At 61.8% G+C, this 25210-nt stretch carries 27 protein-coding genes, 2 tRNA genes and 1 pseudogene; 20 read left to right on the top strand and 10 right to left on the bottom strand.

The annotated features are described in order from the left end of the window. Window positions 1-277 precede the first annotated feature (277 nt). The 3 genes from CIT26_RS33670 to CIT26_RS33660 all read left to right on the top strand — a co-directional run bounded on the left by CIT26_RS33670 (window position 278) and on the right by CIT26_RS33660 (window position 5275). Entirely contained in the window at window positions 278-2155 is a 1878-nt protein-coding gene (locus CIT26_RS33670) for an ABC-F family ATP-binding cassette domain-containing protein (RefSeq protein ID WP_095496587.1), read from the top strand. Window positions 2156-2410: 255 nt separating this feature from the next. Next, window positions 2411-4519, top strand: a complete 2109-nt coding sequence (locus tag CIT26_RS33665) for a molybdopterin-containing oxidoreductase family protein (protein ID WP_095496586.1) — start codon at window positions 2411-2413, stop codon at window positions 4517-4519. 57 nt (window positions 4520-4576) lie between these two features. Continuing rightward, window positions 4577-5275 carry a DUF2270 domain-containing protein gene (locus tag CIT26_RS33660; RefSeq protein WP_095496585.1) on the top strand — a complete coding sequence of 233 codons (699 nt, stop codon included), beginning with the start codon at window positions 4577-4579 and terminating at the stop codon, window positions 5273-5275. Window positions 5276-5617: 342 nt separating this feature from the next. On the opposite strand, the gene CIT26_RS33655 is transcribed toward CIT26_RS33660, so the two are convergent. The 6 genes from CIT26_RS33655 to purM all read right to left on the bottom strand — a co-directional run bounded on the left by CIT26_RS33655 (window position 5618) and on the right by purM (window position 8936). After that, window positions 5618-6133 (bottom strand): SixA phosphatase family protein, encoded by a 516-nt coding sequence (locus CIT26_RS33655; RefSeq protein ID WP_095496584.1) that lies wholly within the window; start codon window positions 6131-6133, stop codon window positions 5618-5620. A 9-nt stretch (window positions 6134-6142) separates the two neighbouring features. Further along, entirely contained in the window at window positions 6143-6475 is a 333-nt protein-coding gene (locus tag CIT26_RS33650; RefSeq protein ID WP_095496583.1) for a hypothetical protein, read from the bottom strand. Further along, entirely contained in the window at window positions 6438-6653 is a 216-nt protein-coding gene (locus CIT26_RS38590) for a hypothetical protein (protein ID WP_342587054.1), read from the bottom strand. Before CIT26_RS38590 ends, CIT26_RS33650 begins: the two co-directional genes overlap by 38 nt. A gap of 119 nt (window positions 6654-6772) precedes the next feature. After that, a complete protein-coding gene (locus CIT26_RS33640; RefSeq protein ID WP_095496582.1) occupies window positions 6773-7063 on the bottom strand; it encodes a type II toxin-antitoxin system ParD family antitoxin in 291 nt (96 codons plus the stop codon). A gap of 101 nt (window positions 7064-7164) precedes the next feature. Then, window positions 7165-7875 carry a phosphoribosylglycinamide formyltransferase gene (gene purN, locus CIT26_RS33635; RefSeq protein ID WP_095496581.1) on the bottom strand — a complete coding sequence of 237 codons (711 nt, stop codon included), beginning with the start codon at window positions 7873-7875 and terminating at the stop codon, window positions 7165-7167. Further along, window positions 7872-8936 carry a phosphoribosylformylglycinamidine cyclo-ligase gene (gene purM, locus CIT26_RS33630; RefSeq protein ID WP_095496580.1) on the bottom strand — a complete coding sequence of 355 codons (1065 nt, stop codon included), beginning with the start codon at window positions 8934-8936 and terminating at the stop codon, window positions 7872-7874. Before purM ends, purN begins: the two co-directional genes overlap by 4 nt. A gap of 263 nt (window positions 8937-9199) precedes the next feature. Between purM and CIT26_RS33625 the strand changes: the two genes are divergently transcribed. From CIT26_RS33625 to hdaA, 3 genes are read left to right on the top strand one after another with little or no spacing between them, the layout of a single operon-like run. Further along, complete coding sequence (locus CIT26_RS33625) at window positions 9200-9757, top strand: CDP-alcohol phosphatidyltransferase family protein (protein ID WP_095496793.1); 558 nt, start codon at window positions 9200-9202, stop codon at window positions 9755-9757. Beyond that, window positions 9729-10928 carry an AI-2E family transporter gene (locus CIT26_RS33620; protein WP_095496579.1) on the top strand — a complete coding sequence of 400 codons (1200 nt, stop codon included), beginning with the start codon at window positions 9729-9731 and terminating at the stop codon, window positions 10926-10928. Before CIT26_RS33625 ends, CIT26_RS33620 begins: the two co-directional genes overlap by 29 nt. A 5-nt stretch (window positions 10929-10933) precedes the next feature. Then, window positions 10934-11638 (top strand): DnaA regulatory inactivator HdaA, encoded by a 705-nt coding sequence (hdaA, locus tag CIT26_RS33615; protein WP_095496578.1) that lies wholly within the window; start codon window positions 10934-10936, stop codon window positions 11636-11638. A 577-nt stretch (window positions 11639-12215) separates the two neighbouring features. On the opposite strand, the gene CIT26_RS33610 is transcribed toward hdaA, so the two are convergent. Continuing rightward, window positions 12216-13100 (bottom strand): SDR family NAD(P)-dependent oxidoreductase, encoded by an 885-nt coding sequence (locus CIT26_RS33610; protein ID WP_095496577.1) that lies wholly within the window; start codon window positions 13098-13100, stop codon window positions 12216-12218. Window positions 13101-13183: 83 nt separating this feature from the next. Between CIT26_RS33610 and CIT26_RS33605 the strand changes: the two genes are divergently transcribed. Beyond that, window positions 13184-14125, top strand: coding sequence for a LysR substrate-binding domain-containing protein (locus CIT26_RS33605; protein WP_245319664.1), 942 nt, complete (start codon window positions 13184-13186; stop codon window positions 14123-14125). Window positions 14126-14394: 269 nt separating this feature from the next. Here CIT26_RS33605 and CIT26_RS33595 read toward each other — a convergent pair whose 3' ends face one another. Continuing rightward, window positions 14395-15474 (bottom strand): GlxA family transcriptional regulator, encoded by a 1080-nt coding sequence (locus CIT26_RS33595; RefSeq protein ID WP_095496575.1) that lies wholly within the window; start codon window positions 15472-15474, stop codon window positions 14395-14397. A 128-nt stretch (window positions 15475-15602) separates the two neighbouring features. On the opposite strand from CIT26_RS33595, the gene CIT26_RS33590 reads away from it, so the two are divergent. Beyond that, complete coding sequence (locus CIT26_RS33590) at window positions 15603-16430, top strand: alpha/beta fold hydrolase (RefSeq protein WP_095496574.1); 828 nt, start codon at window positions 15603-15605, stop codon at window positions 16428-16430. Between the two features lie 126 nt (window positions 16431-16556). On the opposite strand, the gene CIT26_RS33585 is transcribed toward CIT26_RS33590, so the two are convergent. Together CIT26_RS33585 and CIT26_RS33575 are read right to left on the bottom strand one after the other, a co-directional pair. Next, window positions 16557-16633 (bottom strand) — tRNA-Pro (locus tag CIT26_RS33585). Window positions 16634-17569: 936 nt separating this feature from the next. Then, window positions 17570-17853, bottom strand: a pseudogene (locus tag CIT26_RS33575) (ZIP family metal transporter); the annotation flags it as partial. A 197-nt stretch (window positions 17854-18050) separates the two neighbouring features. On the opposite strand from CIT26_RS33575, the gene CIT26_RS33570 reads away from it, so the two are divergent. The 12 genes from CIT26_RS33570 to CIT26_RS33515 form a co-directional block, all read left to right on the top strand. Then, entirely contained in the window at window positions 18051-18356 is a 306-nt protein-coding gene (locus tag CIT26_RS33570) for an ETC complex I subunit (RefSeq protein WP_095496792.1), read from the top strand. 57 nt (window positions 18357-18413) lie between these two features. Beyond that, window positions 18414-18490, top strand: a tRNA-Arg gene (locus CIT26_RS33565). Between the two features lie 423 nt (window positions 18491-18913). Next, window positions 18914-19420, top strand: coding sequence for a YybH family protein (locus CIT26_RS33560; RefSeq protein WP_095496572.1), 507 nt, complete (start codon window positions 18914-18916; stop codon window positions 19418-19420). A 377-nt stretch (window positions 19421-19797) separates the two neighbouring features. Beyond that, window positions 19798-20082 (top strand): DUF982 domain-containing protein, encoded by a 285-nt coding sequence (locus CIT26_RS33555; protein WP_095496571.1) that lies wholly within the window; start codon window positions 19798-19800, stop codon window positions 20080-20082. 129 nt (window positions 20083-20211) lie between these two features. Beyond that, complete coding sequence (locus CIT26_RS33550; RefSeq protein WP_095496570.1) at window positions 20212-20421, top strand: hypothetical protein; 210 nt, start codon at window positions 20212-20214, stop codon at window positions 20419-20421. A gap of 781 nt (window positions 20422-21202) precedes the next feature. Continuing rightward, window positions 21203-21532 carry a hypothetical protein gene (locus CIT26_RS33545; protein ID WP_143747977.1) on the top strand — a complete coding sequence of 110 codons (330 nt, stop codon included), beginning with the start codon at window positions 21203-21205 and terminating at the stop codon, window positions 21530-21532. A 61-nt stretch (window positions 21533-21593) separates the two neighbouring features. Beyond that, window positions 21594-21875 (top strand): hypothetical protein, encoded by a 282-nt coding sequence (locus CIT26_RS33540; protein ID WP_245319663.1) that lies wholly within the window; start codon window positions 21594-21596, stop codon window positions 21873-21875. Window positions 21876-22439: 564 nt separating this feature from the next. Beyond that, on the top strand, window positions 22440-22562 hold the full coding sequence (locus tag CIT26_RS38395) for a hypothetical protein (RefSeq protein ID WP_280951152.1): 123 nt from the start codon (window positions 22440-22442) through the stop codon (window positions 22560-22562). Between the two features lie 405 nt (window positions 22563-22967). Further along, entirely contained in the window at window positions 22968-23270 is a 303-nt protein-coding gene (locus CIT26_RS33530; protein WP_095496567.1) for a DUF1236 domain-containing protein, read from the top strand. A 72-nt stretch (window positions 23271-23342) separates the two neighbouring features. Then, the gene (locus tag CIT26_RS33525; protein WP_095496791.1) at window positions 23343-23543 is read left to right on the top strand and encodes a hypothetical protein; all 201 of its coding nucleotides are present in this window, start codon (window positions 23343-23345) and stop codon (window positions 23541-23543) included. Window positions 23544-23804: 261 nt separating this feature from the next. Next, window positions 23805-23969, top strand: coding sequence for a hypothetical protein (locus tag CIT26_RS38115; RefSeq protein ID WP_245319662.1), 165 nt, complete (start codon window positions 23805-23807; stop codon window positions 23967-23969). Between the two features lie 123 nt (window positions 23970-24092). Next, the coding region (locus CIT26_RS33515; protein ID WP_143747976.1) for an anion transporter at window positions 24093-25210 on the top strand (1118 nt) is incomplete at its 3' end.

Below are 25210 nucleotides of genomic sequence, written 5' to 3'. Positions count from 1 at the left end.
AGACCACCGCCTTGAACAGTCAATCAACTGACAAATGTGACAAAACCGCAATTTTCAGATGCGAGAAGTCGATGCTCGCCAGGCGCCGCGCCGTCGCAGCAGGTTCCCGGCCCAATTCAAAGCTGGCCCTCTGATCCGGCGAGGCCGGCGATCGGATCAATCGTCTTCCCCACCGCGGCATAAAGCAACCGGCCGCGCCTGGCATTTTCATGCCTTATCCGGCCAACCGGCGCTCAAGGTCTTGCGAAGCGCTGACGTCCCGTGCAAAAGCGCGGCCATGCTGATCATTAACGACCTTTCGCTCCGCATGGCCGGACGCCTGCTTCTTGACCATGCCTCGCTGACCTTGCCGGCCGGCAGCAAGGCAGGGCTTGTCGGTCGCAACGGCACCGGCAAAACGACTTTGTTCAAGGCGATCACCGGCGACCTCGCCTCCGAGACCGGCTCGATCGGCCTGCCGAAGAACACGCGCATCGGCCAGGTGGCGCAGGAAGCGCCCGGCACCGAGGAGCCGCTGATCGAGATCGTGCTCAAGGCCGACCTTGAACGCTCCGCACTGCTCGAGGAGGAAAAGACGGCGACCGATCCGCACCGCATCGCCGACATCCACATGCGGCTGGCCGATATCGACGCCCATTCGGCCGAGTCGCGTGCCGCCACCATCCTCGCCGGCCTCGGCTTCGACGACGACGCCCAGCGGCGGCCGGCCTCGTCCTTCTCTGGCGGCTGGCGCATGCGCGTCGCACTCGCCGCTGTGCTGTTTGCCGAGCCCGATCTGCTGCTGCTCGACGAGCCGACCAACTATCTCGACCTCGAAGGCACGCTATGGCTGGAAAACTACGTGTCGAAATATCCGCACACGGTGCTGCTGATCTCGCACGACCGCGACCTGCTCAACCGCGCCGTCAACTCGATCGTCCATCTCGACCAGAAGAAGCTGACCTTCTGGCGCGGCGGCTACGACCAGTTCGAGCGCCAATACACCGAGCAGCGCGAATTGCAGGAGAAGGGCAGGGTCAAGCAGGAAGCCGCGCGCAAGCACATGGAGTCCTTCGTCGAGCGCTTCCGCGCCAAAGCTTCCAAGGCGAGACAGGCCCAGTCGCGCATCAAGGCGCTGGAGAAGATGAAGCCGATCGCCGCAATTGTGAACGACAACGTGCGGCCGTTCTCCTTTCCCGAGCCGGTGAAGACCGTGGCCTCGCCGATCATTGCGCTCAACAACGTCAATGTCGGCTATGTCCAGTGTGAGCCGATCCTGAAGAAGATGACGCTGCGCATCGATGCCGACGATCGCATCGCGCTGCTCGGTGCCAACGGCAACGGCAAGTCGACCTTCGCCAAATTGCTGTCCGGCCGCCTGAAGCAGGAGACCGGCACCATGACGGTGGCGCCCGGCCTGAAGGTGGCGATCTTTGCCCAGCATCAGCTCGACGATCTCCGACCGAATGAAAACGCCTATGAGCATGTCCGCCGGCTGATGCCGGAAGCGCCGGAATCGAAGGTGCGCGGCCGCGTCGCCCAGTTCGGCCTGACCACCGAGAAGATGAACACCGCCGCCAAGGACCTGTCCGGCGGCGAGAAGGCGCGGCTGCTGATGGGCCTGTCGGCATTCGAGGGGCCAAACCTGTTCATCCTCGACGAACCGACCAACCATCTCGATATCGACAGCCGTGAATCGCTGATCCATGCGCTGAACGAATTTCCCGGCGCCGTCATCCTGATCTCGCACGACCGCCATCTGCTCGAGGCGACGGCCGACCGGCTGTGGCTGGTCAAGGACGGGACGGTCAACCCCTATGACGGCGACCTTGATGACTACAAGACGCTGGTCACCGGCGTGTCAGGCGACCGCCGCGGCAAGCGCGAGGCCGAAAAAGCCTCGAAGGCCGACCGCCGCCGCGATGCGGCCGCTCGCCGCGCCACCTTCGAGCCGCTGGCCAAGGAGATCCGCGCCACCGAAGCGCTGATGGACCGCATCCGCAAGCGCATCGACTTGATCGAGGACGAGCTCGCCAATCCGGCGGTCTATGAAAAGGACCCGTCGACGGCGACACGGCTTGCCAAGGAGCGCTCGCAACTGGCCCAGACGCTGGCCGCCCACGAGGAAAAATGGCTGTCGATGTCGGCGGAATACGAGGAAGGCACGGCGGAGTAGCGCGACGCCCCTTTGCCTTCTCCCCTTGTGGGAGAAGGTGGATCGGCGCGTAGCGCCGAGCCGGAAGAGGGGTGTTGGACGGATTGCCGGCGATGCCAGGCTGGAACACCCCCTCATCCGACCGAGCGGAGCCTGTCCTCGGGCTTGCCGGAGGCAAGACCCGTGGGCTCGGCCACCTTCTCCCACAACAAGGGGGAGAAGGGAAGGCGCGATCTGGCCCTACACGCCGTGTCCGGAACCCGCTAATCTCGCCCCATGAATCAGCACGCCAAGCTCAGGATCGGCCATTCGGCCTGTCCGCATGATTGCCCGTCGACCTGCGCGCTCGAGGTCGAGCTGCTCGACAGCAAGCGCATCGGCCGCGTCCATGGCGCCAAGGCCAACAGCTACACATCAGGCGTCATCTGCGCCAAGGTCGCCCGTTACGCCGACCGCGTCCATCATCCCGACCGTCTGCTGAAGCCGCTGATCCGTGCCGGCGCCAAGGGCGATGGCACCTGGAAGGAAGCGAGCTGGGAGGCCGCACTCGACCTCGTCGCCGAAAAGTTTATCGAGGCCGAGGCAAAATACGGCTCGGAGACGGTCTGGCCCTATTACTATGCCGGCACGATGGGGCTGGTGCAGCGCGACGGCATCGAGCGGCTGCGCCACGCGAAAAAGTATTCCGGCTTCTTCGGGTCGATCTGCACCAATCTGGCCTGGACCGGCTGGATGATGGGCGCCGGCGCGTTGCGCGGTCCCGACCCGCGCGAGATGGCCAAGTCCGACTGCGTGGTGGTCTGGGGCACCAATGCCGTGGTCACTCAGGTCAACGTCATGACCCACGCGATCAAGGCGCGCAAGGAACGCGGCGCAAAAATCGTCGTCATCGACGTCTACGAAAACGCGACGATGAAGCAGGCCGATCTCGGCCTGGTGCTGAAGCCCGGCACCGATGGCGCGCTGGCCTGCGCGGTGATGCATGTGCTGTTCCGTGACGGCATGGCAGACCGCGCCTATTTGGAAAAATACACCGACGATCCGCACGGTCTGGAAGCGCATCTTCAGACGAGGACGCCGCAATGGGCGGCTGATATCACCGGGCTTTCGGTCGAGGAGATCGAGGCCTTCGCCCGCCTCGTCGGCACGACCAAGAAAACCTATTTCCGCCTCGGCTACGGCTTCTCGCGCCAGCGCAACGGCTCGGTCAACATGCATGCCGCGGCCTCGATCGCCGCGGTCACCGGCTGCTGGCAATATGAGGGCGGCGGCGCCTTCCATTCCAATTCGGGCATCTTCAAGCTCAACCAGGAACTGCTGGAAGGCACGCGGATGCGCGACCCCGCGATCCGCCACCTCGACCATTCGCGAATCGGCCCGGTGCTGACCGGGGCGGCGGATGCGCTCTATGGCGGCCCGCCGGTGACCGCGCTGCTGATCCAGAACACCAATCCGGTCAATGTCGCGCCGGAGCAGCGGCTGGTGAAGCAGGGTTTTCTGCGCGACGACCTGTTTTCCTGCGTGCACGAGCAGTTCATGACCGACACCGCAAAACTCGCCGATGTCGTGCTGCCGGCGACAATGTTCCTCGAGCATGATGATGTCTACAAGGGCGGCGGCAACCAGCACATCACGCTCGGTCCGAAGCTGATCGACCCGCCGGAAGGGCCGCGCAGCAACCATTTCGTCATCGAGGAACTCGGTAAAAGGCTTGGTGTTGGCGACAAGCCCGGCTTCGGCATGACCGAGCAGCAGCATATCGACATCATTTTGGGCAAGCGCGGCCTGGGTAGTTTTTCGAGCCTCAAGGAAGAGAAGTGGGTCGACTTGCAGCCGGATTTCGAGGCGGCGCATTTTATCAACGGCTTCGGCCACGCGGACGGAAGATTCCGCTTCCGTGCCGACTGGACCGGGCAGGCGGCGCCCAACCGGCCGCCTCGAAGCATGGGCCTGTTCGGGCCGGTGGCAAGCCTGCCGGAATTTCCCGACCACGTCGACCTGATCGAGGTGGCGGATGCGGCGCATCCGTTCCGGCTGACCACCTCGCCGGCGCGCAATTTCCTCAACTCGACTTTTTCGGAGACGCCGGTGTCGAAGGCCAAGGAGGGCCGGCCGGAACTGCTTTTGCATCCGGACGATGCGGCAGCCTATGGGCTGGCCAATGGCGACCGGGTCGAGATCGGCAATGCGCGCGGCGAAGTCGTGCTGCACGCAAGATTGTTCGACGGCGTCAAGCGCGGCGTCGTGGTCGCCGAAGGCATCTGGCCCAACAGCGCCCACGAGCGCGGCGAGGGCATCAACGTCCTGACCGGCGCCGATGCGCCGGCGCCCTATGGCGGTGCTGCGTTCCACGACAACAAGGTCTGGCTGCGCGCGGCGAAGTGAGGCTTCGGAACGATATATCCATCCAGCCGTTTTTGCGTGGCGGGTGGAGACATGGTAATGGCAGAAGCGTTGGCAGCGCCGGACCCCATTGGAAGAACGCTTTCGCCCGGCGAACTCGTGACCACGATGTCGCACTTTCATCGCGCCGAGATTCTGCGCATGACGGGGTGGCGCGACCGCCTGGACCGGACGAGCAATTGGGCGATAACGGTCGTTGCGGCGATGTTGTCCATCTCGCTTTCGACAGCCAGCGCGCATCACGGCGTGCTGCTTTTTGCTATGCTGCTTGTCCTGTTGCTGCTGTGGATAGAAGCGCGGCGATATCGCTTCTTCGACGTTTACCGGGCCCGCGTGCGTCAGTTCGAACGGCACTATTTCGCGCAGATATTCTCGCCGCAGCCGGACTTCGCGTCCGATTGGCTGTTGGTCGTCGGCGAAAGCCTGCGCACTCCAAAATTCCTCATTTCGCAACGAGCGGCGTTGGCGCGCCGTCTGCGTCGAAACTACATCCACATGCTGCTGATCCTGCTGCTGGCATGGATCCTCAAACTGTCGACCCCCAGTCTTCTAACCGAAGGTGTCCGCATCGACTTCGTCGGTTCGGTGCGCGAGGCCGTTGCCGGCGCTGCCCTAGGGCCCATTCCCGGCGTGGGCATCGTCGTGCTGGTCGCCGCCTTCTATGCCGGCCTGCTGGTCACGGCGTTCCTGACTGCCGGCGACGACGGCGAACTCTCCTTCGGTGACGTCCACGTCTAAGCGGCAAACGAAAGCCGGCAGTTATATGCCTTCATTTGCGCGTCAGCGGGAAAATCGAACCGATCGGTTCGTTTCTATTGACGCATCGTGCAAGACCGAGTGAACGCCAGCTCAGCAAGATGGCCGCGCCACGCGGCAGGCGTATTTGCCTAACATGTTGAAGAGGATGTGAAAAATTATGGCGAAGGAAGCCTTTTGGCGGATTTCAAGCACCCGGTTCAGGGTGCGGGCGGAACATCTTCGTGATTGGAAACCGCCGCATCGCCAACCCACCTCGGGGTGGTCCGGACGACGCGAAATCCTCCCCGTTCTTGCTTTTGCAGATCAAGTCACAGCCCTCGTTTAGCGCAGATCCTTCGGCCAAACGCAGTGTGTCAGCCGCGCATCGCCGAGGGCCAGCCGTGCCCAGTCACCGTCGAAAACGAAGCGGGCGAGGGCCGTCGTCGGGAATTTTTCTTCAAGCTTTTTGAGTGCCGCGGCATCCGATTCGGCGCCGGCAAGCCGGCGCGCGAATTCCTCCAGGCCGGGATTATGGCCAATCACCAAAAGGCTGCTTGTTGCCGCATTTGCCTGCCGTACCTTGGCGAGAACGTCTGCCGCACTGGCCTCGTAGAGCGCCTGGACGAATTTGGCCGGTGTTTTCGCCGGCAATTCCGCCGAGACCAGCCGCCACGTGTCGCGGCTGCGCAGCGCCGGCGACACCAGCGCCAGATCGGGAAGCCAGCCCTGCCTGGCCAGTTCGCGCCCGACCAGCGGGGCGGCCTTCAGCCCGCGCCCGGAAAGCGGCCGGTCGAAGTCAATAAGGTCAGGATCGTCCCAGCTCGACTTGGCATGACGCAGAAGAAGGAGTTGTTTCATGAGTTCAATTTAAGACCAAGGAATGTCGGGCTGAAAGTCTTTCCCATATCCGCCGCCATGTTTTGTGCCCATGGCGGTATCAAAGGTCGCCCAAAGCGCACCAAAGATGAACAAACCTACGCGCCGTTCATCCTTATCCCACCTGACCGAAATGTCTGCTTCAGTAATGGCCCAATCGCCCGATCGAATGTGAATTGCATCGATGACAGAACCTACTCGCCCGTCCTCGATTCGATACAGATAGAAGTATGCCGTGGCATTCGTTGGATTGTCTGCCTCATCATACTCGAAGGCACCGGCCAGATCACCTTTTGCCCGCATAGCGCTGTCGAAGAGATCCATTTGCCTGTCTGCATCTGTCAAAATAATGTTGAGACGTCGCGTGCGCCATGCGCGACGCGAACGACTTCGACGCGCTGTTCGCAAGGCGATAAAGCACGAGATAATTGCCGATCGTCAATGCTCGCACTTCGGGACGGATGTCGGGTCTCTGGCGACCGGATTGCGGGAATGTCTCCAAATTGCAGGATGCGCGCCGCAATCGCGTCAAGAAAGCGGTCCGCGGCAAGCTCCGCCGCAATGCCAAACCAGATGTCGATCAGATCGTCTTCGGCGGCCGGGCTGCGGACAATGAGGATGTCAGCCACGCCGTTGTATTTTTTCGGCAGCGTCGCTGAACCGGCTGTGCGCCTTTAGCTTGATGTCCTCAATGTCGAAAGGCGCGAACGGGCCGCTCTCCGGCCCTTCCGTCCAGGCTTTCCGCAGCCGCTGCGCTTCCGCCTCGCGCAAGGGCTGGCGAAGGCGCCATTCGCGGAGAGCCTCGCGGATCACTTCGCTTGCCGAACCGTATTGCCCGCTGGCCACCGCGCTCTTGACGATGTCCAGCAGTTCCGGGGGAAGCGCCACGCTGACTTTTTCGACTGTCGCCATCAACCTGTCTCCTTGCCACGATGGTAGCAAAAATTGCCACCATCAACCTGTCTCCTTGCCACGATGGTAGCAAAAATTGCCACCATCTTTAAGGATGGGTCTCAGGGCGTGATGCGCGCCAGATGCTCGAGGTCGGTCTCCTCGCGCAGCGGATCGGGCGCCATCACCACGGAGGTGCTGTTGTCGGCATCGTCGGCGAAGTGGGCAAGCACGGTGCGGCCGCCTTCCATCCGTGCCTTGCCTTCGGCGACCAGCCCGAGCGCCAGCGGATAAAGCCGGTGCTCGGCCTTCAACACACGCGCGGCGAGCATGTCCTCATTGTCGCCGACCATCACCGGCACGGCGGCCTGGGCGATGATCGGGCCGTCATCCATGTCCAGCGTGACGAAATGTACCGTGCAGCCATGGATGCGGATGCCCGCGCGGATAGCTCGCGCATGCGTATCCAGCCCCTTGAAGGCCGGCAACAGGGCAGGGTGGATGTTGATCATCCGTCCCAACCACTTCTCGACGAAGCGCGCGCCGAGGATGCGCATGTAACCGGCCAGTGCCACGATCTCGGCGCCGAACGAGACAAGTGCGGCGTCGATCGCCCCGTCATGCGCTTCCTTGCTGCTATAGTCGGCTCGCGAAATCACCTTGGTCGCGATGCCGCGCGCCGCCGCGATACCGAGACCGGCGGCATTGGCCCGGTCGGAAATGACGCCGACGATCTCGGCCGGATAGTCCGGGTTGCTGGCCGCGGCGATCAGCGCCGTCATGTTGGAGCCGCGTCCCGAAATCAGCACCACGATGCGTTTGCGCATGCTCATAGGCCGATCGAGCCCCGATAGATCACGCCGGCGTTGCGGCGCGGCACGATGCGGCCGATCGGCGTCACGCTCTCGCCGACCTCCTGCAGCACGGCCGCGACCTGCGCCGCCTGGCCGGAGGCGACGACGAGGATCATGCCGACGCCGCAGTTGAAGGTGCGCATCATCTCTTCGGGCGCCACGCCGCCGGTCTTCGCCAGCCATGAGAACACCGCCGGCACCTCGATGGCGTCGAGGTCGAGCTCGGCCGAAAAATCCTTCGGCAGGACGCGCGGGATGTTTTCCGGGAAACCGCCGCCGGTGATATGGGCCAGCGCTTTGATGCCATGCGTGTTACGGATCGCCTTGAGGATCGACTTGACGTAGATGCGGGTCGGCTCGAGCAGCGCCTCGGCCAGCGTGGCTTCATCGTTGAAGGGCGCTGGATCGGTCCACGCAAGGCCGCTGGTGGCGACGATGCGGCGGACCAGCGAAAAGCCATTTGAATGCACGCCCGACGAGGCCAGCCCCAACAGCACGTCGCCCTCGACGATGTCGTCGGTCGGCAGCAGCTGGCCGCGTTCGGCCGCGCCCACGGCAAAGCCGGCGAGGTCGTAGTCGTTGCCGTGATACATGCCGGGCATTTCCGCCGTCTCGCCGCCGATCAGCGCGCATCCGGCCTGCCGGCAGCCCTCGGCGATGCCGCCGACGATCGCCGCACCCTGGTCGGGGTCGAGCTTGCCGGTGGCGAAATAGTCGAGGAAGAACAATGGCTCGGCGCCCTGCACGACGATGTCGTTGACGCACATGGCGACAAGGTCGATGCCGATCGTGTCGTGCTTGCCGGCATCGATGGCGATCTTCAGCTTGGTGCCGACGCCGTCATTGGCGGCGACCAGCACCGGGTCGGTGAAGCCGGCGGCCTTGAGGTCGAACAGGCCGCCGAAGCCGCCGATCTCGCCATCGGCGCCCGGCCGGCGCGTCGCGCGCACCAGCGGCTTGATCTTCTCGACCATGAGGTTGCCGGCATCGATGTCGACACCCGCCTCGGCATAGGTGAGCCCGTTCTTGCGCTTGCTCATCACTCTTTCCTGCTTTCCGGGGCTCTTCGCATGAACGGCTGCGCCTCGCAAGGATAACGGCTGGCTCAGGCACTTTCGGCATCACAAAAGCGTGGACAGCGGCTTCAGGCAAATCTCCAACGTTGGCGATTGGCGAAAGCCTTGAAGACAGCCAATCTCTGCTCCACAACGGGGAGATTGGCAGCTTTCTGCGTCGCTTCTCACTTGCCGCAGCCTCCCATCTCCATCATGTATCATCAAAACAGAAGCGACGGGATATGCGTTTGACCATCCCCAACATGATCACGATCATGCGTTTCGTGCTGGTGCCGGGCGTGGTGCTGGCCATGCTGCAGGCGCGCTGGGACTGGGCTTTCGCCGGTTTCCTGATCGCCGGCATTTCCGACGGCGTCGACGGCTTCATTGCCCGCCATTTCAACCAGTTTTCGCAGCTTGGCGCTTATCTCGATCCGATGGCCGACAAATTGCTGCTGGTCTCGGTGTTCGTGGTGCTGGGCTTCATCGGTGAATTGCCGCTGTGGCTGGTCGTCACCATGGTGTCGCGCGATGCGCTGATCGTCTGCGCCGTCGTTCTGTCCACCGTCATGACCCACCCGGTCGAGATGAAGCCGCTGTTCGTATCGAAGGCCAACACCGCCATCCAGATCGGGCTGGCGGCGGTGGTGCTGGGCGAACTGGCCCTCGCCATCGATCTCGACCCGCTCAGGCCGATGCTCATATTGCTGTCCGGGGTCTTGACCGTGGCTTCGGCCGCGGCCTATCTCGTGGCTTGGCTGAGGCATATGAGCGGCTATGGCGAAGGCTCCAAACCGGGCACCTGACCAGGACATCGACGCGGCAGCCGAGGTTGCCGCTGCCGATGCTGCCGCGTCTGGCGTGTTTCGCCGTCAAATCCGCTTCTGGTTGATCAGCGCCATCATCCTCGCGATCTTCCTCTATGTCTTCAGCGGCATCCTGCTGCCGTTCGTCGCCGGCATGGTGCTCGCCTACTTCCTCGACCCGGTCGCCGACCGGCTGCAGCGGCTCGGCCTGTCCAGGCTGATGGCGACGATTGTCATCCTGTTTGCCTTCATCATCGTTCTGGTGCTGGCCTTCGTCATCCTCATTCCGGTGCTGGCTTCGCAGATGGCTGATTTCGCCAGCAAGCTGCCGGAATACCTGACCCGGCTGCAGAGCCTGATCACCAGCTTCGATCCGAGATGGCTGGAAGAGCAATTCGGCGTCGACGCCAATGGCCTGCGCGAAGGGTTGAACTCGCTGCTGACCTCCGGCTTCGGCCTCCTGACCACGGTGTTCACCTCGATCTGGAGCTCCGGCATGGCGCTGGTGTCGGTGGTCAGCCTGTTCGTCGTCACGCCCGTCGTTGCCTTCTACATGCTGCTCGACTGGGACCGCATGGTGGCGATCGTCGACAGCTGGGTGCCGCGCGACTATGTCCAGACCGTCAGGGCAATCGCCAACGACATCAACACCGCCACCGCCGGCTTTGTGCGCGGCCAGGGCACGCTGTGCCTGGTACTGGGCGCCATGTACGCCACCGGCCTGACCTTGACCGGCCTGAATTTCGGCATCCTCATCGGCCTGTTCGCCGGGCTGATCTCCTTTATTCCCTATGTCGGCTCGCTGACCGGGCTGGTGCTGGCCGTCGGCGTCGGCTTCGTCCAGTTCTGGCCGGACTGGACCATGGTCGCGGCGGTGGCCGGCGTGTTCTTCGTCGGCCAGTTCATCGAGGGCAACATCCTGCAGCCGAGGCTGGTCGGCAAAAGCGTCGGCCTGCATCCGGTGTGGCTGATGTTTTCGCTGTTTGCCTTCGGCGCGCTGTTCGGCTTCGTCGGCTTGCTGATCGCCGTGCCGGCCTCGGCCGCCATTGCCGTTCTGGTGCGTTTTGCCATCGCTCGATACCTGGAGTCGCCGCTCTACAAGGGCCACAACACCGAACCTGTCCCGCCGCTGCCGGCGCGTCGCCGCGGGAGCGGTGGGCCGCGCAGTTGAGCCAGATGCCGGACAACAAGATCGACCCGCCGCGCCAGTTGCCGCTCGATCTCGGCCACGGCACCGGCTATTCGCGCGACGAGCTCGTCGTCTCCGGCACCAACAGCCAAGCGGTGTCGCTGGTCGATCGCTGGCCGGACTGGCCATCGCCGGTGGTTGTGCTCGCCGGTCCGGCGGGCTCTGGAAAAACCCACCTGGCCTCGATCTGGCGCGCCCGCGCCGGAGCAGTGAAGGTCGACGCCGGGCGGATCGGCGACTGCATGGCGAGCCTCGGCGCGCGGCCGGCCCTGATCGACGATGTCGATGCCGGTCCGGTAGATGAAGAGGGGCTGTTCCATCTGATCAACGCGGTGCGCGGAGCCGGCTCGACCTTGCTGCTGACCGCGCGGCGCTTTCCGTCCGCCTGGGGCGTCAGGCTTCCGGACCTCGCTTCGCGGCTGAAGGCGGCGGCGACGGTCGAGATCCACGAGCCCGACGATCACTTGCTGGCCGGCGTCATCACCAAACTGTTCGCCGACCGCCAGGTCGAGGTCGAGCCGCATGTCGTGCAATATCTGGTGCGCCGCATCGAACGCTCGCTGGCAACCGCGATGCGCGTGGTGGAGCGGCTGGATCGCACCGCGCTCGAGCGCAAGACGCCGATCACAAGGGCGCTCGCCGCCGAAACCGTCAGCGCCATGGATGAGGGGCAGGGCGAGTTCGAGATTTAGGCGGTGGGAGAACTTCCCTTCTCCCCTTGTGGGAGAAGGTGGATCGGCGCGCCGCGCCGAGCCGGATGAGGGTGCTGGAAGAAATGAGGCGCTGGCGATCCTGTCGCAGTGCGCCCGATTTGGACGGGGGTGTCCGCCAATNGCGCGCCGCGCCGAGCCGGATGAGGGTGCTGGAAGAAATGAGGCGCTGGCGATCCTGTCGCAGTGCGCCCGATTTGGACGGGGGTGTCCGCCAATCTGGAACACCCCTCATCCGACCGAGCGGAGCCTGTCCTCGGGCTTGCCGGAGGCAAGACCCGTGGGCTCGGCCACCTTCTCCCACAAGGGGAGAAGGAAAAAAGCTCCGGCCGGTGTCCCATTTCGGGAAACGATGACTGGCATCCATCTTGCAACGTCAGCCTTGCCGGCTAACCCCGGTCCTGATTGCGTATCAAATCAGGTTGTAGGCTCGCCGGGAGATGAGGCGGTTGGGGTTCTCTTCCCGGCGAGCTTGCCTTCAATGAGGGGTCGCCAGTCGCGTATACCGCACTGGCAACCGCGCTTACGGATAATCGCAGTCCCGCGCCGTCTTTGGCCGTTATAATGGACCGTTGAATGGTCTATTTTCATCGTAAATATGGACCTTAGAAGAGGGGCCGATGCAGGTATCCGTTACAGAGGCAAAGGGACAGCCGAGAGAATTGGTGCGTCGGTGGATCAAGCTACGGCCGGAGACCCCGATAGTGTACCCACCATCGACAGTGATCTCTTGCCCCGTGACGAAGTTTGCATCGTCTGAAAGTAACCAAGCAACTGTACCTGCGATATCTTCTGATACGCCGTTACGGCGGAGGGGCGTGTGGTCGGCCAGGCGCTTGGCAAAAACAGGGTTTATGACATCATCCGCCATCGGGGTCAGAATGATACCCGGATTGATGGCATTGATCCGGATGTTCCGAGGGCCTTGCTCGACCGCGAACGTACGCATCATGGCAAGCAATGCGCCCTTTGTACTCGCGTAAGCCCCGGCCCCCGGCATCACTGCGCCCGCCGTCCAGGAGGCGTTGATGAGTATGCTGCCGCCTTCCAGAAACGGCAGGCAATGCTTGATCGTAAAGAACGTCCCCCGAATGTTGGTGCCGATCAACACGTCGAAATCATCCGCGTCGGTCACTGCCAATGGTTTGAAGTCGCCCAAAATTCCGGCATTGGCGAATACGGCATCCAGTCTCCCGAAGCGTTCAATTGTCTTCCCTACAGTCGCCGCGACTGCATCATTGTCAGCAATATCGCAAGCAATCGCGACTGCGTCGCCGCCTGCTGCCTCGATGTCCGCCTGCAATTGGCTGATCGGATCGTAACGGCGTCCGACAAGGGCAATCTGTGCACTTTCGTCGGCCAGCCGAAGGGCAGCGGCCCGCCCCATACCCGTTCCCGCACCGGTAACTAGAGCCGTTTTGCCCATGAATCTGGTTTGTGCCATGTCTTTGTTCCTTCGATGAATTGCAACATGGCAGCTGTAATTCCTGTGCTATCTCATGATAATTCGGCAAAACGCTTATTCATTTGAAAGCAGAAATATCGAATGGGTCTTTTTCGCTCCATGCAGGTTTTTGTGGCGACGGTCCAAGGGGGCTCAATGAGCGCTGCTTCGGCAAAACTCGGCATATCGCCAGCGATGGTGGGCAACATGTGGCCGCGCTGGAGGAGCGGCTCGGCACACGCCTTCTGAATAGGACCACCCGCCGCCAGAGCTTGACGGATTTTGGCACGAGCTATGTCGAGCAGTGCCGGGACATCCTGGATCGTGTGGCTGTTGCGGATCAGGACGCAGAGGCATCTCAGACGAAACCTCGCGGGCAATTGAGGATCACAGCGCCGACGACTTTTGGGACGGAGGTTTTAATGCCAGCTTTGCAGCGTTATCGCGACATTGCCCCTGACGTGACGCTGGACATCACATTGACCGACCGCAATGTCGATATCGTGGAAGAAGGCTTCGACATCGCGTTTCGCATTGGAGCGTTGCCGGATAGCCGCCTTATTGCTCGTCACCTTGCTCCCTATCGAATGATGATTTGTGCTGCACCGGATTACCTTGCCCGCAGGGGCACCCCGGATCATCCTCGCGAGCTTTCCGTCCACGAAGCCATCGGCTTTACCCCTGCAGCCCGGTCGCCCTGGAGGCTATCGAAAGGCAAGGATCTGGTCGAAGTCGCTCCCAAAATCTCGATCACCGTCAATAGTGGTCAGGCTGTCCGCATGGCTGCGCGTGCTGGGTTGGGCGTGATTATGCAACCATCCATACTGCTGACTTCGGATATACGCGCTGGCCTTCTCGTCCGGCTTTTCCCGGATTGGCACCTGAATGAACGGCCCATGTCTCTCATCTACCACCGTGACCGACGCATGGCGCCACGCCTAAGCAGCATCATTTCGTTTGCCATTGCAGAATTTGGCGCTCAGGTTGAGGGACAGGCAAATCGTCTCGTCGAAAGCGCTCTTTAAACATGGGTTATCTCGCGCCAGATGCGCGCGACGATGCTACGAGGTCGACGCTCCCAGCTATGAGCTCTCCCACGAGATAATGTCGGCGATAGATTTTGACCGAGAGACATCCCACCCGCAGCCTGTGCGTCGGCCGTTTTCGAACTGATGTTCGCAGGCGGGGTATCCATAGAGATGAAACGCGCATTCAGCACAAAGGCTGGTCATTGCGCTGCTTTCGACGAAATATGTGCTGCCGCATTCGTCGCAACTCGTGATTGATCGGTCAGTCATTGGCTCACCCCGCGCTTCCGTTTCAGTCCGATCGCCACGCGCAGCCGTCGGGTCGTGCCGCCACCGCCGCCACGTTCAGATCCACCGTCCGGCGGCGCCGCCCGTTCCACGCCGAAGCGCCTGCGGTAATCGCCGGGCACCAGGCCGGTTATCCTGGCGAAAACTTTGCGGAAGGAGCCGGGATCGTCATAGCCGACATCCCAGGCGATCTGGTCTATGGATCGGGTCGTCGCTTCCAGCATCTCACGTGCCTTGCCGATGCGCAGGTGCTGGCAATACTCGGTGGGCTTGAGGCCGGTGGCGTTGCGAAAGCGGCGCAGAAAGGTCCGCTCCTCCAAGGCCGCATGCTCCGCCATGGTGGCAAGCGTCACATCGCGCGCGCCTCTCGCCTGGAGCCAGTGCTGCACTTTGAGGATAGCTTTGTCGCCATGGCTCAGCCTGGGAGCAAAGGGGCTATAGAAGCGTTGCTCGCGCCCCGGCGGGTCCACCAGCATGAAGCGGGCGGTTTCTATCATCACGGTCGGCCCGAGCACCCTGTCGACGAGCTTCAGGCCGAGATCGGTCCAGGCCATGTAGCCGCCGGCGGTGATGATGTCGCCATCGTCGATGACCAGCTTGTCGGCATCCAGCACGATGTCGGGGAAGCGTATCGCCAGCGCGTCGCGATAGGCCCAGTGCGTGGTCGCCGCACGACCCGACAGCAGACCGGTCTCGGCAAGCACGAAGGCGCCGGCGCAGACCGAGCCGAGCGTCGCGCCCGCCGCATGGCGGGCCCTGAGCCAGTCGGCATAGGGCGCGGCCGCCTGGCGCGGAATCGGATCACCCAGGGTCGGAGGCAAGATGACCATGGCAGGTCCATGGCCGGGGCCGGGCTCGCTGTCGAAGGTGCGGATGACGGTTTGGCTCGCCTCTTGCAACTGCCAATGGCTGACACGAAGCCTCAGCACGTCCGGCGACCGTTCGGCAGCCAGCCGGTTGGCCAGCTGGAAGAGATCGGTCAGCCCAAGAACGGCCGCTCCCTGAACGCCAGGATATACAACGAGGCCGATTTCGACCGGATCACGCGCCGCAATCATTTGTCAGTTTTGCCATGTACAATGTCTGTTTTGCCAATCCTCACCATGGCTCCGTTGCAATAGCTTGTCCACAGAAGGAACGAACCTTCCCCCGACCAATTCAGCCAACCACATCAAGGAGTACGACGATGAGCACATTCACCACCAAGGACGGCACCGAGATTTTTTACAAGGATTGGGGCACAGGCCAGCCAATCGTGTTCCATCACGGCTGGCCGCTCAGCGCCGACGACTGGGACAACCAGATGCTGTTCTTCCTCGACAAGGGCTATCGCGTGATCGCGCATGACCGGCGCGGGCACGGTCGCTCGACACAGACGGCGACCGGCAACGAGATGGACACCTATGCCGCCGATGTCGCGGCTCTGGTCGCTCACCTTGATCTCAAGAACGCCGTCCATATCGGCCACTCGACCGGCGGCGGCGAGGTGGCGCGTTACGTTGCCCGCTACGGTGGCGAGGGACGCGTCGCCAAGGCGGTGCTGATCGGCGCGGTGCCGCCGATCATGCTCAAGACCGACAGCAACCCCGGCGGCCTGCCGATCGAGGTCTTCGACGGCTTCCGTGCCGCTTTGGTCGCCAACCGCGCCCAGTTCTACAGGGATGTGCCGGCCGGCCCGTTCTACGGCTTCAATCGCGAGGGCGCCAAGGTCTCGCAAGGGGCTGTCGACAACTGGTGGCGCCAGGGCATGATGGGCGGAGCCAAGGCCCATTACGACTGCATCGAGGCTTTTTCCGAGACCGACTTTACCGAGGACCTGAAGAAGCTCGAAGTGCCTGTCCTGATCATGCACGGCGATGACGACCAGATCGTGCCGATTGCCGACTCCGCTCTGCTTGCAGCCAAGCTGGTGAAACACGGCACGCTCAAGGTCTACAAGGGCCTTCCGCACGGCATGTGCACCACCCACCCGGAGATCATCAATCCGGATCTCCTGGCGTTCATCCAAGGCTGACGCTTCGCAAGCTTCAGGCGGGCACGCCCGGAAATCCGGGCTGCCCGTCGGTCGCTTGGGTGCTTCGCGGCCGCAGATGCCGTCCGGCGCAGCTGCGCCGGCAGCACGGCTGTCGCGGTGAATGAATGGTCGGAGTGGAGAGATTCGAACTCCCGACCCTCTGGTCCCAAACCAGATGCGCTACCAGGCTGCGCTACACTCCGATGCCTTGCGGGCTATAGGGTTCCGGGCTTGGGAAGGCAACCCCCGAAACGACAAAAACGGGACGAACGCCATACGGTGGCAGGGAGTTGCACGAAAAGTCCACCAAAAGTCCCACGGCTGTTCATTGCGCTCCTCATGGATAGACAATGAAGTAGCCGCGCCTTGTCGCCCTCCGGCGCTACCGGCTCGCGTTCAACTAGTCGGCGGCGCGTCAACCGGCGGCGGTGCTTGGAACGTCAATCGCTTCGCCAGCAAGAAAGCTGCTTGAATTGAGCGATCCTCAGCCCGTCACCAACGAGACCATCCTCAGAATTCTGCATCTTGTTTTCGTCGAAATCCGCGCGACCGACAACCTGGAAAAGGCTTAGCTAGCCAATCGCAAACACCCCTCGGGCAGCCAATAGCTTGTGCTTTTCGAATATCGCTAGCTTCTGCGGATAAGTGATCCGCACCTTGGCGTTGCACCCGTCACATCTGAAGTGCGCGATCGTTTTTAGCGCAGAGCCCTTCCTTACCGCCGGATGCGAGCAATCCGGACATTCGAATGTGAGCGCAACATCAGACAAGTCTTCGGCTAAGCCCATTTCCGTCCCCTTCGCAAGCGCTGTGGCTGGCGAGTCTCAATTAGCAATTCAGATGTAGCAATTCAGATGCCAATCCCATTGTCCCAAAGCGAGACGAGAACGATTTGCTTCGGGATTGGCCAAGCGCCTTGGGCACCCGACACAACGTGCTCGTCAGCAGCTCCCGCTAAGAGCTGATTATCGCGGCCCGAGTCCTTGCGGGCTATAGGTTGCGGGCTTGGCTGCGCAACCCCTTAAAGACGAGAACGGAACAAACGGTAGGCCCGGGCCGAGAGCGGGCAGGAAATGCAGCCAGCCAAGTCCAGCGCAACGGTTTCGCAGCGCCGTCTCGGCGCCCAGGTTCCTGTCCGGTCAGACCTTCACCAAGGCGGCCGTCGCATACATGAAGGCGACGCCGGCCGCCAGCCCACCCAGGACCGGCGGCGCGAAGAAGGCATCGAGACCCTTCTGGCTGCGGCGCATCAGATAGGCGCCGACCTCGAGATGACCTGCAGGATCGCCCCGGCGCCGATGGCAAGCGCGAGCGCCGACCATTGCGGCGCATAGACCAGGCTGCCGAGCCACATGCCGAGAACCGCAGGCCCGCCGGCTAGCAAGGTCAGGCCGGCGAACGTCCACAGCGGTAGCCGCTCCTTGTTAGTTTCTGCGTTGTAGCAAACTGCTCAAGCTGATTGAGGGGATGGGTTCTTTTGCCGTGATTCCCGCGCGATCATCGTCGGTGGCCCGCCGTACCGAAGGGGTACGGCAGGCATCGGCCTTGCCGCCGGCGGCATTGCGCAGTAATGACGGGAATACAGCGGCGGTGCCGCTTGCACATAGCAACGAGGTGTCCATGTCCGCGCGCATTTTCAGCCCAGCCAAAACCGCGATGCAGTCCGGCAAGGCCAAGACCGGCCACTGGGTGCTGGAATTCGATCCCGAGATGCGCAAGAAAATCGATCCGCTGATGGGCTATACCACGTCGGGTGACATGCGGAGCCAGATCAGGCTCACCTTCGACACCCGGGAAGAGGCGGTGGCCTATGCGGAGAAAGAGGGGCTGGCCTACCGTATCGAGGAGCCGAAGGAATCCAAGCGCCGCCAGATTTCCTATGCGGAGAATTTCCGCTATGACCGCAGGACCCCCTGGACGCATTGACCGGCAAATGCCGGGCGCCCAGCGCATAACTCAGCCGGCCCTTAGCGTCGGCCCAGCGGTCCCGTAGCTCAGCTGGATAGAGCACCGGCCTTCTAAGCCGATGGTCACAGGTTCGAATCCTGTCGGGATCGCCAGTATTTTCAAAGACATAGTGCCATATTTCCGACTTCGGGAGAATGGCATTCCGACCCGTTTACAGGGCCGTTTACAGATTTTCTTCCTCATGGGTTCCGCTCGATGCGGAGAATGACGGCATCGAACCGACGCTGCCATTGCTGATCTGCGAGCGGGCACAGTCACGCACAATGAGTGGAGCGAGCGCATCCGTGCGCGCGATCAGGAGATCGCCGATCTCGGCCGTCGTATCGATGAATCCGGCAAGAGGTCGGCGTTGTCTACGGCACGCGCGACGTGAAGGCATTTGGCTTTGAAAGGTTCCACGGCAGTCGCTTGCTGGCCTGTTGTCGAGAGCGTCTGGTGGTGCTTGCGCCATAATATAAGATAAGTCTAATGTAAGTCATGATCCGGCCATTGAGCGGCGCGGCGGCGCACTCAGGATGGGCGCTATTCATCCGGTGGATATGTCGATCACGCAAAGGGAGGACGAGATGAGACTGGTTAAGTCATTTGCATTTGCTGCTGTGCTGCTTATTTCGTCTGCACTGTCTGCGTCCGCCCAGTCGGCTCGCGAGGACATCGAAGCGGCGCTGACGAAATTCACGGACGCCTTCAACAGTGGAAACGCCGCGGCGGTGGCTCAAATATATACCGAGGACGCCGCCCTCCTGCCGCCCGACGGCAAGCGCGTCGATGGCCGCAAGGGCGTGGAAGAATTCTGGCAGGGCGCGATCAAAGGCGGGATGAAGAATTTCACCCTGAAGGCGCTGGAAGTGGAAGAGAGCGAGAACCTCGCCTACGAAGTTGGCGCATTTACGCTCGATGTGCCGAGCAAAGACGGCGCCCTCTCCACCGTTGCGGGCAAGTACATCGACGTCTGGAAAAAGGGCGACGACGGGACATGGCGCCTGCATCGGGACATCTGGAATTTAGGTGCGGCCCAATAAGGGATAGATATCCAGGCCTCCATCGACCGCCTTGGCGAAAGGTGCGGCGGGCTTTTTTGTCTCCGTATGGAACACTGGCACGGGCAAGACGTTCGCCTCCTGCAGTAATATTTTCCCTGTGCAAATAGGAATGCTGCGAGATCGGATTGTCCCCTCCGATCAGCCCGCGTCCTTCCCCTCCGTGGGGCGCGGGCTTCTTCGTTCATGGAACCGAAACGATCAAGGCTCGTCGGACGTGCAGCCCTGGGTGTTTGGCACCAAGCACGGCGTGTTCAGCCTCGATCGCGTCGGGCAGCGGCGCTCCGAATTCACGATGATGATGCAACCACCGCCGTGTCTTCGCGTTTAACCGCCTTCAATCCTGGTGAGCGACAAAAATGACGGCGTTTGTCCCGATTACAATCTACCTGAATCACAGGCCGATGGTGGTCGCGTCGATAGCCGACGCTGCGAAAGCGCTTCAGCAACCATGGCCATCCATGGACAAACCGTCCCGAATTGAAGCAATCCGAATGATCGAGGAATGCCTGGCCGGGCATTGCAGTCACCAAGCTGCGTTCGCCGCCTTCGAGGCGGCTGCAACGGAACAGGGACTTCATAAGCAGAAGCCCCCAAGCGAAGGCCTCAAGAAATTCGACGGGGTTGCTGAAGATCTGATGTGAGGTCGCCCTCGCCCGCTCGCAGACCTTCCGCGAGGGCGCATCTCGCGTCAGCGATTCTGCAACGGGGTGCGGTTTTTTGGTGTATGATAATGCCGCACGAACAAAATCTCTGGGCGAAGGGGGTTTGTCATGCCGATTCGTGGAAAAGCCGAGCATGCGGGTGTCTTCAACCCGACCGAGTTGGCCCTACTGGCGCGGGTGTTCGAGCGGTTGAAGATTGACAGTGAATCTGCGCATCGACGTGAAGCGCTCGCGTCCCGAATTATTGCCAACTACATGGCCGGAGTGGTGGACGAAGAAGAACTTCTGTCGGTTTCGAAACAAGCGCTGGGGCGGTAGGACCGGGTAAAGCAAGGCTAACCGAGTTGAGCATTCCAACCGCCGGTTGGTAGACGCGACGCGGCCGGCGCGCGTAGGATTTCCTACGATCCGGGCACACCCACCCCCGCCCACCCTGTGCCTGGTGAACGACTGATCGCCCGCTGTGCCGAAAGGTGCGGCGGGCTTTTTGCTTCCGTATGGAACACCGGCTCGGGGAGGGCGTTCGGCTTCTGCAGCATCTTCTCCTGTGAACCAAGCTGCGGTGTCGCCTCCCGATCAGCCCGCGTCCTTCCCCTTCGTAGAGCGCGCGGGCTTTCAGCCATTTGGCCGATGCACTGGTCGTGAGAGTTGCCTACACTAAGGCTGGATCAGTTGCTATGATGCCAACAGACCTTTGCCCGCGATCTTTCCCGGGGGCGCGGGCTTTTCGAACGGTACTGGTTGACAAACCCGGTTAGAAGATAGCCAACAAACCGTCCTACATGGGCGATGAAATCCCCCGCCCGGCGTACGACCTTGCCAACACATTGAACGAGATCGAACTGGCGCGGGCGCTACCTGCCAGCCTTGCGCATCAGAGGGCGCGAATGATCGCCTTACTTGGCGAGCTTGCCCAAACGAATGGAAGCCAGAGGCGCCGCCGCCGTCCGCGCTCATATGCGAGCTGCCGGCGCTGCCCAGCCGTAGACGTTGACCATTTTTTCCGTTCTGGAAATGCTAAGGCTTGCCTGTCGCAACCGATGGTAGTAAATTGATATGACTAAGTCTAAAAGTTGAGTTTGACAGGTTACGGGGTGCCATGGGCGAGCGCGGTGAGGAATGCCTCCCTGAATGGATTGCAGGCCATCTGTCCGATGATCCGGTAATTGCCGGAGACATCTCGGCCAGAATTTGGAACATGAAGAAGGTTGGGCTCCCGTCCCGTGGGATGAGGAGAAGCCAGCGGAAAGAAGCGTCGATCGAGGGCGGAGGTGAGGTTTTGGAGGCTCCGTCGACCCGCGCGATCACCGTCATCTTCCCAGACGCAACACCCATCATGCTATTGGCTGTCTTGGCGCTTTCCGTGCTGTTGCTCCTGGGCGTGGCAGGGTCCGGGCTATTAGCTGAGGCGGTTGCGTCAAGGCTCTGATGGAAAGCGAGTTCGAACTGCTTGGCGTCGAGCGCGGAGAGGCAAGCCCGCGTTTGCGCTCGTGGGCGAGCCGGGCACCCGGAAATATGTCGGCAGTGCCTTCGTCAGCGTCAATCGCGAGATGCGCGAGCGGCTTTGCAAGCGCGTCCAGGAGCATGCCGGCGAGGCACCCAAGGACATGAAGAAGCGGCCGGCAACGCAGTGGGTGAAACCGGGCATGAAAGCCTGCGTGAAGCACTTGCGCGGCGAGGACGATCTTCGGCACGCCTCGCTTCCAAGGCTTTGGGAAGACCAGGTGCGACGTGACTGTTTTCGCTCGTTAAAAATTGAGTATGGACTCTGACCCTGACAGGATTAGGAATTATCCGGGCGCCGTTGTCGGGATGTCAGCGCACACCGTGCTCCTGCCCATCAAAGGAGGAGGACATGAGAAAGTCTCTGGCGCTCATCTTTGAGGACGAGCCGATGATCGTCATCGATATCGAGGCGTCACTCAGAGAGGCTGGTTTTGCGGTGGCCTCAGAGCCAAGTTGCAACCGTGCACGACAATTTTGGCCCTTGTCGAGCCGGACGTCGTCATCCTGGACGTGCTCTTGCAGGACTGCATCAGCTGTTCGGTTGCTGAAGAACTCGTGGCCCGTAATATCCCTTTTGTAATTTACAGTGCCACGGACATCGAGGGCCGCGGTGAGGCCTTCAAGGCCGGTACTTTTGTCGCGAAACCTGCAGACGAATCCGTGCTTGTAGCTTTGGCGGATTCCATGGCTAGGGCATCCACGGCTGCGAGAACGCTTCGAGAAAGCTCGAGAGACGGGCGAGTGCTCTAAAATCGGGTGTCAGAAACTCATATCGCGCGACCGTCGACACCGAACGCATAAAAAGCGACAAACCGCGCTGTGCCCGCGGCATGAGGCTCCACATCAGGCATCTCCGTGGCGAGGAAGAGCTGCGCCACGCCTCGGTGCTGGGCTCCAGCGACGAGGACGCCTCGGTCGCGCTCGCACGCACCATCCGCCAAATCGAGGAATGACGGGTGGTCCTTTATCAGCGCAGGAAGGGACTTAGCTGCGCAGATCTCAGTTTCGTTCTTCGCTCCAATTCGTCAAAAGCCCGATTGTCCCTAGCTGACGACCATTCCAATCGCCAGGAACGCGATGGAGGCAGCCAAGATCGGAGCGAGCAACCAACGGGCTTGGTTGACGCTATTTTCCATGCGCGCCTCCCGCGAACTCACAGCGAGCAACTACTACGAGCAGCCGCAGTTCCTTGTGGCGCGATGTCCGGGCTATTGCGCGAAAACAGGTGAGACTTAGGTCCTGCCTCGGATCAGACCGAAGCCCCGCCGAAGGAACATTTGCAGTTGCTTGAGGTTTGATGAGCTTGGCGCGAAGACGATGCCGTTCAGCGCAATGGAGCTCACATAAAGGAGGCACTTATGGGAATGCGTCTTTCCACTGCAGCGGCGGGGTTTCTGCTGCTGGCAGGTATCGGCGCCGCTGCCGCTCAGGACGTAGTAGTCATCGAGCCTGAACAGGAGACCGTCATCAGGGAATATGTGAAGAAGCAGCCGCTCGCATCGGTGAAAATCCCTGGGGTAGAGCTCAATATCGGCTCAGCCCTGCCCGACACGGTCGAGCTTCATGAAGTTCCCGACACCAAATACAGTTACGTGGTGGTCGACAACCGGACTGTTGTCGTTGATCCAGGCACACGCAAGATCATCAAAATCATCGAGTGACCTAAGCGACTGGGAGGACAGCCCGCCGTGCCGAAAGGTGCGGCGGGAGCCATCAAGGGAGGAATGATCATCATGTCGAACCGTGAGATTGAAGCGTCCCAGGCGCTGCGAATGCGCGTGGCCGACCTCAATGAGAGGATGCGCGGCGCCCGGATTACCGAAAGTGAACTGAAGACCTTTCGAAAGGTCGCAGCCGTCATGGAGGACGGCAAGGGCAGAATCGATGCCGACGATTTAATTGCCGCATCCTTCGTCGTCGAGACGCTGGACTAGCCAAACCGGCTTTAGCTCTTCAGAAAGCGAAGCGCTGCAATGTCCCTCTCTCCCGGTCTATTCTCTGTTGGCCTGACTTTCCAATGCCCGCAATGCAATTTCGCCGTCATCAAGAACGGCAGCTGGTTCCAGGTCGTTTCCCACTACAGATGCGAGGGATGCGGACGCGAGATCCGGATTACCTATCCCGACAAGATTGCCATCTTCCAGAAGCATGCGCACTTGGCCATGCCGCCGCCGGGAGCGCGGTAGATGCGGCAGATGTGCAGACTCCTTCACCGCAAGTGGCTCGAATTGCCGGGGGTCGAGCGCGAGGCGCCGGTATTCGCTCTGATGGGCGAGATCGGCACGCGCAAATATGTCGGCTCGGCCTTCACTGATTCCAGCCGCGCGATGGTATCACCAATCGCCCGGGCGCCTCGGTAGACAGGATTCGCCGTCGTCGCGGCCATCTCTTGTGCTTGCGTTCATTCATGTCCGCAGTGAGAAGGGGCATTGGCGATTCGCCAATGGCGGGGCAGGGCGGATCTGAACGGGGCTTTTCCACGAATGACATTGATGGGCGCGGCGGCACTGCTGATCCTGATCCTGACCTATGCCGGCGTTGCCGTCGGCAGGTTCCCCGGCTTGCGCCTTGACCGGGCAGACATTGCGCTGCTCGGCGGTGCGGCGATGATCGCCATCGGCGCGCTCAGCCTGGAGGAAGCCTACCGCGCCATCAGTTTCGATACCATCACGCTGCTGCTCGGCATGATGATCGTCGTGGCGCATCTGAAAGTGTCGGGCGCCTTTCACGCACTCGGCGCTGTTGCCATCGAGCACGCGCATGCGCCGTTAATGCTCCTGGTGATGGTGACGCTGCTGACCGGCGTTCTGTCAGCGTTCCTGGTCAATGACGCGATCTGCCTGGTCATGGCGCCGATCGTCGTCCACGTCACCCGCGTCATCAACCGCAACCCTGTCCCCTATCTGATCGCTACCGCCACGGCGTCGAATTGCGGCAGTGTCGCCACCATCACCGGCAACCCGCAGAATATGGTCATCGGCGCGCTGTCGGGGATCTCCTATCCGGCCTTCTCGGCGGCCCTGGCGCCGGTCGCCGTGTTTGGCCTCGTCGCCGTCATTGTCATCGTGCGGATCGTCTATCGCGCCGAATTCGCGCGCAAGGCCGAGCTCAGCCCCGAGGTCTATCGCGGCCGCATGCTGCCGGGACAGGTGCTCAAGGCGGTGGTCGTCTGCATCGGACTGGCGATCGCCTTCTTTGCCGGCGTTCCGGTTGCCAAGGCGGCGCTCATTGGCGGCGCCATTCTTCTCGTGACCCGCGCCATCAAGCCGGCGCGCATCTACCGCGAGATTGACGGGCCGCTGCTGTTCATGTTCGCCGGCCTGTTCATCGTCGTCGCCGGCGCCGAGAAGACGCTGCTCAGCCCCGACATTGTCGCCTCGGCAAAAACCCTCGGGCTGGACGACGTCTGGCGGCTGTCCGGCTTCACCGCTGTGCTGTCCAACATCATGAGCAATGTTCCGGCCGTGCTGGCGCTGCGGCCGTTCATACCAGGCCTGGAAGACCCCGAGCGCGCCTGGCTGGTCGTCGCCATGAGCTCGACGCTGGCCGGCAATTTCACGCTGCTCGGTTCAGTCGCCAATCTGATCGTCGCCGAGTACGC

Origin of the sequence: Mesorhizobium temperatum, from assembly GCF_002284575.1 — a bacterium.
GTDB lineage: Bacteria > Pseudomonadota > Alphaproteobacteria > Rhizobiales > Rhizobiaceae > Mesorhizobium > Mesorhizobium temperatum.
This window is presented reverse-complemented; position numbering and strand designations above follow the sequence as displayed.

Excerpts from the sequence above, each read along its gene's own strand:
- CIT26_RS33670 (WP_095496587.1), top strand. The coding sequence starts at position 278 with ATGCTGATCATTAACGACCTTTCGCTCCGCATGGCCGGACGCCTGCTT.
- CIT26_RS33665 (WP_095496586.1), top strand. The coding sequence starts at position 2,411 with ATGAATCAGCACGCCAAGCTCAGGATCGGCCATTCGGCCTGTCCGCAT.
- CIT26_RS33660 (WP_095496585.1), top strand. The coding sequence starts at position 4,577 with ATGGCAGAAGCGTTGGCAGCGCCGGACCCCATTGGAAGAACGCTTTCG.
- CIT26_RS33655 (WP_095496584.1), bottom strand. The coding sequence starts at position 6,133 with ATGAAACAACTCCTTCTTCTGCGTCATGCCAAGTCGAGCTGGGACGAT.
- CIT26_RS33650 (WP_095496583.1), bottom strand. The coding sequence starts at position 6,475 with ATGGATCTCTTCGACAGCGCTATGCGGGCAAAAGGTGATCTGGCCGGT.
- CIT26_RS33640 (WP_095496582.1), bottom strand. The coding sequence starts at position 7,063 with ATGGCGACAGTCGAAAAAGTCAGCGTGGCGCTTCCCCCGGAACTGCTG.
- purN (WP_095496581.1), bottom strand. The coding sequence starts at position 7,875 with ATGAGCATGCGCAAACGCATCGTGGTGCTGATTTCGGGACGCGGCTCC.
- purM (WP_095496580.1), bottom strand. The coding sequence starts at position 8,936 with ATGAGCAAGCGCAAGAACGGGCTCACCTATGCCGAGGCGGGTGTCGAC.
- CIT26_RS33620 (WP_095496579.1), top strand. The coding sequence starts at position 9,729 with ATGGCGAAGGCTCCAAACCGGGCACCTGACCAGGACATCGACGCGGCA.
- hdaA (WP_095496578.1), top strand. The coding sequence starts at position 10,934 with ATGCCGGACAACAAGATCGACCCGCCGCGCCAGTTGCCGCTCGATCTC.
- CIT26_RS33610 (WP_095496577.1), bottom strand. The coding sequence starts at position 13,100 with ATGGCACAAACCAGATTCATGGGCAAAACGGCTCTAGTTACCGGTGCG.
- CIT26_RS33595 (WP_095496575.1), bottom strand. The coding sequence starts at position 15,474 with ATGATTGCGGCGCGTGATCCGGTCGAAATCGGCCTCGTTGTATATCCT.
- CIT26_RS33590 (WP_095496574.1), top strand. The coding sequence starts at position 15,603 with ATGAGCACATTCACCACCAAGGACGGCACCGAGATTTTTTACAAGGAT.
- CIT26_RS33570 (WP_095496792.1), top strand. The coding sequence starts at position 18,051 with ATGTCCGCGCGCATTTTCAGCCCAGCCAAAACCGCGATGCAGTCCGGC.
- CIT26_RS33560 (WP_095496572.1), top strand. The coding sequence starts at position 18,914 with ATGGGCGCTATTCATCCGGTGGATATGTCGATCACGCAAAGGGAGGAC.
- CIT26_RS33555 (WP_095496571.1), top strand. The coding sequence starts at position 19,798 with ATGACGGCGTTTGTCCCGATTACAATCTACCTGAATCACAGGCCGATG.
- CIT26_RS33550 (WP_095496570.1), top strand. The coding sequence starts at position 20,212 with ATGCCGATTCGTGGAAAAGCCGAGCATGCGGGTGTCTTCAACCCGACC.
- CIT26_RS33545 (WP_143747977.1), top strand. The coding sequence starts at position 21,203 with ATGGGCGAGCGCGGTGAGGAATGCCTCCCTGAATGGATTGCAGGCCAT.
- CIT26_RS38395 (WP_280951152.1), top strand. The coding sequence starts at position 22,440 with ATGAGGCTCCACATCAGGCATCTCCGTGGCGAGGAAGAGCTGCGCCAC.
- CIT26_RS33530 (WP_095496567.1), top strand. The coding sequence starts at position 22,968 with ATGGGAATGCGTCTTTCCACTGCAGCGGCGGGGTTTCTGCTGCTGGCA.
- CIT26_RS33525 (WP_095496791.1), top strand. The coding sequence starts at position 23,343 with ATGTCGAACCGTGAGATTGAAGCGTCCCAGGCGCTGCGAATGCGCGTG.
- CIT26_RS38115 (WP_245319662.1), top strand. The coding sequence starts at position 23,805 with ATGTGCAGACTCCTTCACCGCAAGTGGCTCGAATTGCCGGGGGTCGAG.